The organism is Micromonospora sp. AMSO31t, assembly GCF_008868175.1.
Taxonomy (GTDB): Bacteria; Actinomycetota; Actinomycetes; order Mycobacteriales; family Micromonosporaceae; genus Micromonospora.
On record NZ_WBKT01000184.1, the window covers coordinates 1 to 11336 of the forward strand.

9 protein-coding genes and 1 rRNA gene are annotated in these 11336 nt (G+C 73.2%); 4 read left to right on the top strand and 6 right to left on the bottom strand.

Going from position 1 to position 11336, the window contains the following annotated elements:
• A partial coding sequence (locus F8274_RS26925) for a M23 family metallopeptidase (RefSeq protein WP_151465164.1) occupies positions 1 to 589 on the top strand: 589 nt, incomplete at its 5' end.
• Positions 590 to 658: 69 nt separating this feature from the next.
• Positions 659 to 1729, top strand: coding sequence for a PHP domain-containing protein (locus tag F8274_RS26930; protein ID WP_151465165.1), 1071 nt, complete (start codon positions 659 to 661; stop codon positions 1727 to 1729).
• 83 nt (positions 1730 to 1812) lie between these two features.
• On the opposite strand, the gene F8274_RS26935 is transcribed toward F8274_RS26930, so the two are convergent.
• Positions 1813 to 2784, bottom strand: a complete 972-nt coding sequence (locus F8274_RS26935) for a DMT family transporter (protein WP_225853994.1) — start codon at positions 2782 to 2784, stop codon at positions 1813 to 1815.
• A gap of 151 nt (positions 2785 to 2935) precedes the next feature.
• Between F8274_RS26935 and F8274_RS26940 the strand changes: the two genes are divergently transcribed.
• Entirely contained in the window at positions 2936 to 4606 is a 1671-nt protein-coding gene (locus F8274_RS26940; RefSeq protein WP_151465167.1) for a DUF885 domain-containing protein, read from the top strand.
• A gap of 67 nt (positions 4607 to 4673) precedes the next feature.
• Here the strand turns inward: F8274_RS26940 and F8274_RS26945 are convergent, their stop codons facing one another.
• From F8274_RS26945 to nudC, 3 genes are all read right to left on the bottom strand, one after another.
• Positions 4674 to 6263, bottom strand: coding sequence for a DUF6114 domain-containing protein (locus tag F8274_RS26945; protein WP_151465168.1), 1590 nt, complete (start codon positions 6261 to 6263; stop codon positions 4674 to 4676).
• 80 nt (positions 6264 to 6343) lie between these two features.
• On the bottom strand, positions 6344 to 6934 hold the full coding sequence (locus F8274_RS26950) for a DUF6230 family protein (protein ID WP_151465172.1): 591 nt from the start codon (positions 6932 to 6934) through the stop codon (positions 6344 to 6346).
• A gap of 412 nt (positions 6935 to 7346) precedes the next feature.
• Positions 7347 to 8270 carry an NAD(+) diphosphatase gene (gene nudC / locus F8274_RS26955; protein WP_151465169.1) on the bottom strand — a complete coding sequence of 308 codons (924 nt, stop codon included), beginning with the start codon at positions 8268 to 8270 and terminating at the stop codon, positions 7347 to 7349.
• A gap of 195 nt (positions 8271 to 8465) precedes the next feature.
• Here nudC and F8274_RS26960 point away from each other — a divergent pair, with 195 nt between their 5' ends.
• Complete coding sequence (locus tag F8274_RS26960) at positions 8466 to 10280, top strand: VanW family protein (protein WP_151465170.1); 1815 nt, start codon at positions 8466 to 8468, stop codon at positions 10278 to 10280.
• A 65-nt stretch (positions 10281 to 10345) separates the two neighbouring features.
• Here the strand turns inward: F8274_RS26960 and F8274_RS26965 are convergent, their stop codons facing one another.
• Both F8274_RS26965 and rrf read right to left on the bottom strand, forming a co-directional pair.
• Positions 10346 to 10972 carry an NADPH-dependent F420 reductase gene (locus F8274_RS26965; protein ID WP_151465171.1) on the bottom strand — a complete coding sequence of 209 codons (627 nt, stop codon included), beginning with the start codon at positions 10970 to 10972 and terminating at the stop codon, positions 10346 to 10348.
• Between the two features lie 249 nt (positions 10973 to 11221).
• Positions 11222 to 11336 (bottom strand): 5S ribosomal RNA (gene rrf, locus F8274_RS26970); the annotation flags it as partial.

Here is an 11336-nt window from a genome sequence, read left to right on the forward strand (position 1 = left end):
GCCGCCCGCTCCGTCCGCCCCGCCCACGCCGTCCCCGGCACCGAGCCGCACCGCATCGCGGCACGTCTTCCCGGTCCGCGCCGGCAACGTCGACTACCACCCCACCCACTCCGGGTACCCGGGGACGGACATCTTCGCCGACTGCGGTGAGCCGGTGGTGGCGGTCACCGACGGCGTGATCCTGGAGGTCAGCCGGGTGGATCGCTTCAGCCGGCGAGGGCCGCTCGGCCCGAACAACGGCGGGCTGTCGGTGTCGCTGCTCGGTGACGACGGGGTCCGCTACTACGGGTCGCACCTGAGCGCGATCGCCACCGGCGTCGACGCCGGCGTCCGCGTCCGGGCAGGTCAGCAGCTCGGGAAGGTGGGCCGCACCGGCAACGCCAACAACGTCTGCCACCTGCACTTCGGGCTCTCCCCGAAGTGCACCGGCCACGACGACTGGTGGATCCGGCGGGGCGTCGTCTGGCCGGCGAAGTACCTCGACTCGTGGCGCAAGCGGGGCAACCGCGCGCCGGCCGCCGAGGTGACCGCCTGGCAGCGCCGGCACGGCTGCCCCAAGGCGCCGAGCGGCTCGGCCGCGGCCGGCTGACCGCCGTCCACTCCCGACACCCCGGGTGAGACCGCGCGGCGGGCGGCGCGGGCGCGTAGGTTGCAGGGCATGACTGCCCGGGACCCCATCGCCGACCTGCGGCAGATCGCGTTCCTGCTGGAACGGGCGAACGAGGCCACCTACCGGGTCCGGGCGTTCCGGTCGGCAGCCAAGGCTCTGGGCGCCCTCCCGGCCGGCGAGGTGGCCGAGCGGGCCCGCACCGGCAAGCTCACCGAGCTGTCCGGGGTCGGCGACGTCACGGCCCGCTGCGTGGTCGAGTCACTGGCCGGCGAGGAGCCGGTCTACCTGCGCCGGCTGGTCGCCACCGAGGGCACCGACCTGGACGAGGCCGCGGCGAAGCTGCGGGACGCGCTGCGCGGCGACTGCCACACCCACTCGGACTGGTCCGACGGCGGTTCACCGATCGAGGAGATGGCCCTGGCCGCCGTCGAGCTGGGGCACGAGTACGTGGTGCTCACCGACCACTCGCCCCGGCTGAAGGTGGCCCGGGGCCTCACGGCGGACCGGCTGCGCAAGCAGCTCGACCACGTGGCCGCGGTGAACGAGGCGCTGCCGAAGGGCTTCCGCATCCTCACCGGCATCGAGGTGGACATCCTGGCCGACGGCTCGCTGGACCAGGAGGACGAGCTGCTGGCCCGGCTCGACGTCGTGGTCGGCTCGGTGCACAGCGGCCTCAACGACGACCGGGCGAAGATGACCCGCCGGATGCTGACCGCCATCGCCAACCCGCACCTGGACGTCCTCGGTCACTGCACCGGCCGGATGGTCTCCTCCCGGCCGGCGGGGGTGACCGGGCCGGGCGACCGGGGGCACCGGGCGCGTACCCGCAAGGAGAGCGACTTCGACGCGGAGGCGGTCTTCGCGGCCTGCGCGGAGCACGATGTGGCTGTCGAGATCAACTCCCGGCCGGAGCGGCAGGATCCGCCCAAGCGGCTGATCCGCCGCGCCCTGGAGGCCGGCTGCCGGTTCGCGATCAACACCGACGCGCACGCCCCCGGCCAGCTCGACTGGCAGCGTTTCGGCTGCGAACGCGCCGCGTTCTGCGGGGTGCCGGCGGACCGGGTGGTCAACACCTGGAAGGCCGACCGCCTGGTGAAGTGGACGGCCGGCCGCGGCTGAGCGCGTCGCCGCCGCGCCGTGGTGGCGTAGTGGTGTGGCGGCATCCGGAGGCCCCGGATCCCGCCACCTCGCCGGCCTGGCGGTCAGCGCCCGGCCGGCACCGCCGGACGGGTGGCGGCGGCGGGGACGGACGTCCGCCGGCGCCGGCCCAGCATCCCCTGCGCGACGGCCACGCCGAGCAGCACGACCAGGGCGCCCACCGGCTGGTGCCAGTTCATCCGCTCGCCGAGCACGACCGCGCCGACCAGCACCGCGAACACCGGGATCAGGTACGTGACGGTGGACGCCGTGCTCGCTCCCGCGACCCGGATGTTGCGCAGGTTGATCACGAAGGCCAGCCCGGTGCCGAGCGCGCCCAGCGCCAGCACGGAGGCCACCACCTTTGCGGAGAGCCCGGTGGGCACCGGCGGCGCGCCCGCCACCAGCGGCGCGACCACCGCGAGCTGCGCCGTCGCCACCAGCAGTTGGGCCGCCGACAGCGACAGCCCGGAGTACGCGCTGCCCGCGATGAACTTCTTCTGGTAGGGGATCGCCACCCCGTAGCAGGCCGCCGCCCCGAGGCACATGAGCTGGCCGGTGAAGTGCGACCCGCCGACGCCCTCCCAGACGCCGAGCACCACGAGCACACCGGCGAAGCCGAGCCCCAGCCCGACCGCGCGCCGCACGGTCAGCCGCTCGGTGCGGAACACGAGCACCGCCAGCGGGAGCACGATCAGCGGCGTGGTCGCGTTCCAGATGCCGGCGAGCATCGACTCGACCCGCTGCTCGCCGAAGCCGAACAGGGTGAACGGCAGCGCGACGCCGAAGGCGGCCACCACCAGCAGGTGCGCCCAGACCCGGGGCTCGCGGGGCAGCCGGTCGCGCAGCACGGCCAGCACCACCAGCAGCGTCGCCGCGCCGGTGGCCACGCGGTAGAGGGTGAGGTGCAGCGGGTGCAGCTCGGCCACCCCGACCTTGATGAAGAGGAAGCTGGAACCCCAGATCACGCCGAGTGCGACGAACCCGGGCAACCAGCTGCGCGCCGGCGCGCGGTCAGGAGTGATATCGGCTGTCACCCCTGACACTCTGCCGTAGGCGTACGACGAAGTCGCGCGAAATTCGGACGCCGTGTCGACCACCACAGCCACCCCGTGGCACCGGGCCTGCTCCCTGGAACCCGGCGAACGGCGCCGACAACGGGGTTGCCCGGTCACGTAGGGTCGCATCGTGGGACGAATCGATGACCTCGCCAACCGCTACGTGGCCGACTGGGCTCCGCTGAGCCCGACCGGGGCCACCTACGTCGGCATCGCCGGCTACGACGACCAGCTCGACGACCTCTCCCCGGAGGGCTACGCGGCCCGCGCCGACCTGACCCGGCGCACCCTGGCCGACCTCGACGTGACCGAGCCGGACACGGAGGCGGAGCGCACCGCCAAGGAGGCGATGCAGGAGCGCCTCGGCCTGGAGCTCGCCCGCTTCGAGGCCGGCGAAACCGGCAGCGAGGTCAACGTGATCGCCAGCGGGCTGCACGACCTGCGGATGGTCTTCGACCTCATGCCGACCGAGGGCGACGACGCCAAGGCGAACGTAGCCGCCCGCCTCAACCGCTTCGCCGGCGCGCTGGAGGGCTACAAGCGCACGCTGCGCGAGGCCGCGGCGGCCGGCCAGGTCAGCTCGCAGGTGCAGCTGGTCGAGGTCGCCAAGCAGTGCGACATCTGGGTCGACCCGAACGGCGACAACTTCTTCCACGGCCTGGCCGAGCGGCTCGGCGCGGAGGGCGCGCTCGGTGTGGAGCTGCGCAAGGGCGCGGCCGCCGCGACGGCCGCCACGGCCGAGTTCGGGCAGTTCCTCCGCACCGAGCTGGCCCCGCGGGGCCGGCAGAAGCAGGCCGCCGGCCGGGAACGCTACGAGCTGGCCTCGCAGTACTTCCTGGGCGCCCGGGTCGACCTCGACGAGACGTACGCCTGGGGTTTCGCCGAGCTGGCCCGTCTGGAGAGCGAGATGCGGGCGGTGGCCGGCCGCATCGTCGGCCCCGGCGCGAGCATCGACGAGGCGGTGGCCGCCCTGGACGCGGACCCGGCCCGGACCATCCAGGGCAAGGAGGCGTTCCGGGACTGGATGCAGGCGCTCGCCGAGAAGGCCATGAGCGAGCTGCACGGCACCCACTTCGACATCCCGGAGCAGGTCCGGCGGATCGAGTGCTGCCTCGCCCCCACCAGCGACGGCGCCATCTACTACACCGGCCCGAGTGAGGACTTCTCCCGGCCGGGGCGGATGTGGTGGGCCGTGCCGCAGGGCATCACCGACTTCTCCACCTGGCGCGAGGTGACCACGGTCTACCACGAGGGTGTGCCGGGCCACCACCTCCAGGTCGCCCAGACCGCCGTCCGGGCCGACCTGCTCAACCGCTGGCAGCGGCTGCTCTGCTGGGTGTCCGGGCACGGTGAGGGCTGGGCGCTCTACTCGGAGCGGCTGATGGACGAGCTGGGCTACCTGGAGGATCCGGGCGACAAGCTCGGCATGCTCGACGGGCAGGCGTTCCGGGCCGCCCGGGTGATCGTCGACATCGGCATGCACCTGGAGCTGGAGATCCCGGCCGACAACCCGTTCGGCTTCCACCCGGGCGAGCGCTGGACGCCGGAGCTGGGCTGGGAGTTCATGCGGGCGCACTGCCGGGTGCCGGACGAGAACCTGCGCTTCGAGCTGAACCGCTACCTGGGCTGGCCGGGGCAGGCGCCGTCGTACAAGGTGGGCGAGCGGATCTGGCTCCAGGCCCGGGAGGAGGCGAAGGCCCGCAAGGGCGCCGACTTCGACCTCAAGGAGTTCCACCGCCAGGCGCTCGACCTGGGCTCGCTGGGGCTCGACCCGCTGCGCCGGGCGCTGGCCCGGCTCTGAGTGACGACGACGGCCGGGAGTCGGAGGGGTTCCTCCGGCTCCCGGCCGTTTCGCATAGCCGCCGGGGTCAGCTCAGGTCGAGCTTGAGCACCGGCCGGGCGGTGAGCGACTTCGAGTTCTCGTACGCCAGGTCGATCACCGGGTCGGTGAAGCTGATCGGGATCGGCGAGGTGATCGGAAGGCCGTCCGGGAACGGCAGGTCCGGGGTGAGCGTGATCTTGATGCCGAGCAGGTGCCCGACGAACCGGGTGGCGTAGAAGGCGACGTCGCCCTCGACGGTGAGCCGGTCGGTGACGTACCGCTGCTTCTTACCGGCCGGACCGGTGGCCAGGAGGGTGAAGTCCTCCGTCACGGCCTTGTCCATGCTGAACTTCAGGCACTTGAGCGTGCCGTCCCGGGTGGGCAGCTCGACGATCCCCTCGAACCGCAGCCCGGTCATGGTCACCTTGGAGCCGGTGAGCTTCGACGGCGGGTCCGCGACCATCGGCTGGTCCGGGTCGGCGGCCAGCTTCGGCAGCGGCTTGCCCTCCTCGACCGGCTTCGGCTTGGTCGGCGCCGGGCTGTCGCAGTCGGCGTCCGGCTTCGCCGGGGTGGACGGCTTCGTCGTGGCACTGCCGCTCGGCTTCGGCGTGGCGGTCCCGGTCGCGGTGGCCGCCGGCGCGGCGGCCGCCGCCGGGGCGGACGAGGTGCTGGGGCTGGGCGAGGGCGCGGGGTCGTCGCCCCCGGTGAACAGGTCGGTGATGCCGTCGACGATGTCGGTCAGCAGGTTGCCGTCCGAGTCCTTCTGCTCCTCGGCCGGCTCCTCCTCGGCCGGCTTCTCCTCGGCCGGTGCCGTGCTCGGGCTGGCCGACGCCGACGCCGAGGCCGACGCGCTGGGGCGCGGGGTCGGGGCCGTCGCGGTCGGGCAGGCGGCCGGCGCCGCGACTGCCGGCTCCTGGCCGCGGAGCGCGAACAGGCCGGCCGCGGAGACGGTGGCGACGACGAACAGGATCGCGTACGCCCGGGGGTCCCGGTGCCCACCGCCCCGCGGCGTGTCCGGTCCGACGGGCGGCAGCATCTGGGTGCTGTCGGTGGCGCCGGGCGGGTCCGCCGGAGCGGGCTCGCGCAGCGGGTTACGCGGCTCGGGCAGGGTGTCGGTCAGGACGCCGGTCGTCTCGTCCTCGCGCTGCCGGGGCAGCAACTCGTCGACGAGGGCCGGCTCCGGCTCCCCGCTCGCGTCGTCCTCCTCCGCCGGCTCCACGGGCGCGGCGGGCTCGGCGGACGGCTGCTTCTGCGGCACCCAGGCGAAGCCGAGGGCGCTGCCGACCATGCCGAGCAGCAGGCCGATGAAGAAGCCGCCGAGGTTCACCCCGATCATCGAGTAGAGCGCGGTGACCGCGGCGACCACCGCGTAGAACATGCGCTGCTGCGGGCTGAACCAGAGCAGCATGCCGCAGGTGAAGAGGATGACCGGGATCAGCCAGGACAGGAAGCCGGTGGGCCCCATCTGGAAGGTGAGGCCGTGGAGGCTCATCTGTGTGGTGCCGAAGATCTCGAGGCCGGCCAGCGCGGTGAAGAGCCCGCCCCAGAACGGCCGCGTCCGCCGCCACCGGCGGAAGTTACGCCACGCCTGGCCGGCCCGACCGGGCTCGGCCTGCTGCGTCTCGGCGGTTGTCACGTACTCCTCCTGGCGGTGCTGACGGCGTGAGACAAGAACGAGGCCCGCGGAGGGCGCCCTCCGCGGGCCTCGACATCAGATCAGAAGCATTCCTTGGCGTCCTTGCCCACGTTGACCTTCAGCTTCAGGCCGTTGAGGGTGAAGACGCCGGCGCTGGTGGACCGCGCCACCTGCTCCAGATCGGTGATGGTCACCTTGTCCGCGCTCTGGCCGAAGGACTTGGGCAGGACGGGCTGGGCCGGGTTCATGTCGCCCGCGTCGCGGCCGATCTTGATCTTCTCGAACGTGGCGTCACCCTCGAGCGAGTCCATGTCGATCAGCAGGTCGGTGGCGGTCGCCGGCTTGCCGCCGCCACCGGCGTTGATGGTCAGCACGATCGGGATGCCCGGAAGGCTGGCGTTCACCGACTGGCAGAGGTCGTAGAGCTTGGCGTCCGCGATCTCGGAGACGGCCACCGGGTGCTGGGTGCCGTCGCTCTCCTTGACCAGACCGCCGTACTGCTTGAAGCCGTTGCCCTCCAGCTTCGAGGCGCCGACCTTGAAGGTCGAGCCCGAGACGGCGAACGAGGCCGCGATGGCGCCGTTGGCCATGCCCAGCACGATGCCGCCGGCCACGACGGTGGCGGGCACCATCACGGCGGCGAAGCGACGCCAACGGGTGCCGCCACTCATCTGGCGGTTCTCCGATTCACTCACAAGGTCCTCCTCGACGGGGGGTGCGTCACCGGCGCGGGACGCGACGCGGGACGGGGAAAGCTGCGGGGCGGCGCGGGCCCGTTGTGCCGACGGACGCGCGGTACGCGGATTGCATGCTCCCGCGAAGCGACACACCTCACAAGTCCCTTGCTACTGACGGGTAACACAGCCGTGATATCAAGATCGCCCACGGTTACCAACGGTTAACATCCCGATAGCAAAGGGCTCAGGGCAAACCGGCCCTATTACGACAGGAAGACAGAGAGGTTTCACCTGTGGTAGTCGTCACGGGTCTACGTCACAGTTCGGTAACGGACAGCTGACAGACCGCTGAGGGTGATGCCCCGTTCACCCGTCCGGCCGACCCGGCTGACCGTCCGGCGGCCGGTCAGCCCCGGCCGTCCAACCAGGACCCGAGCAGTAGGTGGTCGATCGAGTCGATCCGGCCCAGCGGGCGCCCCGCCGCCACCCGCTCCCGCAGCTCCGCCCGGGTGAACCAGCGCGCGTCGACCAGCTCGTCGCCGTCCACCCGCACCTCCGTGGAGGCCGCCGTCGCGCGGAAGCCCACCATCAGCCCGGCCGGGAACGGCCAGGCCTGCGAGCCCTGGTACGCCACGCCGGCCACCTCCACCCCGGCCTCCTCGGCCAACTCCCGGCGGACGGCGTCCTCCAGGCTCTCGCCGACCTCCACGAAGCCCGCCAGGGTCGACCAGGAGTCCTCCGCCGCGCCCCGGTGCCGGGCCAGCAGGCAGCGCTCCGGCTCACCGGGCGCCTCGACCAGCACGATGACCGCCGGCTCGATGCGGGGGAAGTGCAGCCGGCCACAACCCGGGCCCGTGCAGGACCGGGTGTGGCCGCCGTCGCCCGCCACCGTGGCCGCCCCGCAGCCGCCGCAGAACCGGTGGCCCCGGTGCCAGTGCAGCAACCCCCTGGCGTACGCCTGGACGGCCGCCTCGGCCGGCCCCAGCCCGCCCACGAGCGCCCGGACGTCCACCGCCTCGCCCGCACCGGCCAGCTCGCACGCCTCGGCCTCGCCCCGGCCGGAGAGGTCCACGGCGAACACCGCCCGGCCGGAGTCCAGCCCGAGGAACACCGTCTCGTCGGCGGCGGCGCGCAGCCCGGCCGCCTCGGCCCCTGAGCGGCGCACCGGCACCCGATCGGCCGCGACCAGGCACCGGTCCCGCCACAGCGGCAGCAGGGCGCTCTCCGGGTCGGTCAGCCGCGCGGCGACCCACCCCGGGTCGGCGCGCAGCGCCCCCGCCCGGTCCAGCCAGCCACCGCCGTACGCCAGGGTCCGCTCATCCGTCCGCACCCGGCCACCGTCCCACGATCCGGACCGGCGCGGAGGCCCCGCCGGGGGTGATGACGGCGACACCGGGGAACGGCGGACGCCGCAGCCCGACGACCCCCCCGGGGCGGAGACTCCCGGCCGGCTCGGGCGTTGGTTACCGTAGGTGTCTCCCGCGGGGGAAGCGGTCCCCGCGTGGTACTTCCGATCGAGGTTGCTGTGACGCTGTACGGCGAAAAAGTGCCTTCCGCCGACGACCGGCCCACCGTGAAGGTGAAGGCCGTGAGCTGGCCGGACGTGGAGCCGGAACCGGTCGCCGCACCCGCCGCGGGCGGGCCCGGGAAGTCGGGTCGGTCCCGGGGGCGGATGCTGCTCGCCGGCGGGATCGTCGCCGCCGTGCTGGCCGCCGGCACCGGTCTCGGCGCCTACGCGTACGCCGGCGACGTGCCCCGGGGCACCACGGTCCTCGGCGCCGAGCTGGGCGGTCGGAGCCGGGCCGAGGCGGCCCGGGCGCTCCACGCCGAGCTGGCGCGCCGGGCCGCGACGCTCAACGCTCCGGTCACCGTCACCGTGGGCGAGAAGCAGGCCGAGCTGAAGCCGGCCGACGTCGGGCTCGCCATCGACGTGGACGCCACGGTGGCGGCGGCGGCCGCCGCCGAGGCGCACCCGGTGAGCCGCCTCGTCGGCTCCCGCACGGTCGAGCCGGTCGTGACGGTCGACACCGCCCGCCTGGAGGCCGCGCTGCGCACGGCGATGGGCAACCAGGGCCGCGAGATGACCATGCCGGCCATCATCTTCACCGGCACCACCCCGAAGCCGGTCTACCCGAAGCCGGCGCTGACCGTCGACGCGGCGGGCGCGGCCCACGTCGTGAAGGCGGGCTGGCTGGCCGGCAAGCCGGTGACCGTGCCGCTGGTCGAGAAGTGGCCGGCGACCACCCGCGAGGAGGTCGACCGGTTCCTCGCCGAGCTGGCCCGTCCGGCCGTCGCGGCGCCCGTCACGCTCACCACCGACGGCGGCAAGGTCACCATCCCGCCCGCCGCCATCGCCCGGGGCCTGCGCTTCGCCGCCGACGACGCGGGCAGGCTGACCCCCCGCGTCGACGTCAAGCGGCTGCGGGCGGCGCTCGGCGACGGGCTGGCGAAGCTGGAGGTCGCGCCGAAGGACGCCGGGCTGACGATCAGCGGCGGCAAGCCGAAGGTGGTGCCGGGCCGGGCCGGCCGGCAGGTCGACGCCGCGGCGCTCGGCCGGGACCTGCTCGCCGTGCTGCCCAGGGCGGACGGCCGCACGGTGACCGCGGCGCTGAAGCCGGCCGAGCCCGAGCTGACCGAGGCCAAGCTCGCCGAGCTGGGCATCAAGGAGCGGGTCTCCACCTTCACCACCCGGTTCCCCGGTGGTCTGTCCTCGCCGCGCAGCCAGAACATCGTCCAGGCCGCCAAGGACGTGGACGGTGCCATCGTGCGGCCGGGGGAGACCTTCTCCCTCAACGGCCACACCGGCGAACGCGGCTACGACCAGGGCTACAAGGACGCGCCGACCATCGTCGGCGGCAAGCTCGTGCCGGGCGTGGGTGGCGGGGTCTCGCAGTTCACGACGACGCTCTTCAACGCCAGCTACTACGCCGGGCTGGAGGACGTGGAGCACAAGCCGCACTCGTTCTACTTCAGCCGCTACCCCGCGGTCATCGAGTCGACCATCTTCTGGCCGCAGCTGGACTTCAAGTTCCGCAACAACACCCCGTACGGCGTCCTGATCGACACGTCCTACGCCTCCAGCACGATCACCGTGTCGATGTGGAGCACGAAGATCTACGACAGCGTCAAGACGGAGTACGGGCCCCGCCGGAACATCACCCAGCCCCGGACGGTCTACCTGGATCCCGGCCCGAGCTGCATCTCCGCCGCGGGCAGCGTGGGCTTCGCCCAGGACGCCTACCGCGTCATCAAGAAGGACGGCAAGGTCGTGAAGCGGGAGAAGTTCAGCTGGCGCTACGACCCCGAGCCGCGCTTCATCTGCGCCAAGCCACCCGCCTGACGCACGCACGGGAAAGCCCCGCCGCGGCCACATCGCCGGCGGGGCTTTTCCCTGTCGTACGCCGTTCAGGGCCGCGCCGCGGCCAACCCCTGCCGTACGCCGTCCGCGTCGCGGTCGGTGCCGTAGACCGGGGTGCCCGGCTGCTGCCGCCAGCTCTCGTCGAGCGTGCCGGCGTCCACGGGGTCGAAGCCCAGCGCGTCCACGAGTTCCATGACCGCCCGCTTGGCCTCGGCGTCGTCACCGGCCACCGGCAACCCGATGCGGTCGGGCGTGCCCGCCGGCTTGCCGCCGTCCATCAGGTACGCGGCCTGGATGTTGTTGAAGACCTTCACCACCCGGGCGCCCTTGAGGTGGTCCGCGGTCCAGCGGCTGGAGCTGAGGCTCCGGTCGAGCAGCTCGGGGATGTCGCCGTCCCGCTCGGGGTAGTAGTTGTCCGCGTCGACGACCAGCTTGCCGTCGAAGAGCGCCGCCGGCAGCTCCGGCACGGCCCGGAGCGGGATGGCGACGACGACCAGGTCCGCGCCCTGGACGGCGTCCTCCAGGGTGCCGGCCGTCGCACCGGTCTCCGCGGCCAGGTCGGTCAGGCTCTGCGGCCCGCGCGAGTTCGCCACCGTGACGTCGTGGCCCAGCGTGCGCAGCCGCCGGGTGAGGGTGCCTCCGATGTGCCCCGACCCGATGATTCCGATCTTCATGACCACTCCTGCCTCCGCCAGCGCCTGGCGGTCAGTTCCGGCCGAACCATCAGCAGGTACCCCCCACCGCTCCGCCCCGATCATGGACGGCGGGTACACCACGTCACGTTTCCGCCCGCCTGACGGGGCAGGCGCGGGCGGTTCCCGCACCGACGGTACGAGACGCGGCGGCGTGCCCGGGGCGATTCACGGAAGCGGGCCACAAACGCAGTCAGGGCCACCCCGAAGGGTGGCCCTGACTGGAAGATTGTCCGGCGGTGTCCTACTCTCCCACACCCTCCCGAGTGCAGTACCATCGGCGCTGGAGGGCTTAGCTTCCGGGTTCGGAATGTGACCGGGCGTTTCCCCTCCGCCATGACCGCCG